This is a genomic window from Paraburkholderia sp. SIMBA_053 (assembly GCF_046534895.1).
Lineage (GTDB): Bacteria > Pseudomonadota > Gammaproteobacteria > Burkholderiales > Burkholderiaceae > Paraburkholderia > Paraburkholderia caledonica.
Genome location: NZ_JAWRXU010000087.1, coordinates 1 through 490 on the forward strand (window position 1 = coordinate 1; position 490 = coordinate 490).

Here is a 490-nt window from a genome sequence, read left to right on the forward strand (position 1 = left end):
TCTGTCCCATTGTAATTTTCATTTGGCGTATACGTGTAGGTGCCGTCTGGATTCACAATGACCGTTCCATTCACTGGACCTGTCAGTAACCCGTACGTCAATGGGTTGCCATCGACATCCGTTGCCACCACTTGGCTATTTAAAGTCGTGTCTTCATTGATTACAAACTCATAGTTTGGCACCACTGGCACATCATTCACTGGCGTAACCGTCACAAATACACTCGTCACTATAAATGCGCCCGATGGGTCGCTAATTAACACTGTAAACGTATCAGGACCATTGTAATTTCCATTTGGCATATATGTGAAGGTGCCATCCGCATTGACCACTGCCACTCCATTTGTCGGAGGATCTTGTAAGGTGTACGTCAGTACTTCTCCATCTGGATCAAACGCTGTGATTTGACTGGACACTGGCGTATCTTCATTCGTGACCAAGGTTACCACTACTGGGCCTACTGGTGGATCATTTACTGGCAGAACTGTAA

At 46.1% G+C, this 490-nt stretch carries 1 protein-coding gene; it reads right to left on the bottom strand.

Annotation, left to right across the window (positions count from 1 at the left end):
* Positions 1-449 (bottom strand): cadherin-like domain-containing protein (locus SB753_RS34680; RefSeq protein WP_410804552.1); only part of this gene is annotated, 449 nt, incomplete at its 3' end.
* Positions 450-490: the final 41 nt, after the last annotated feature.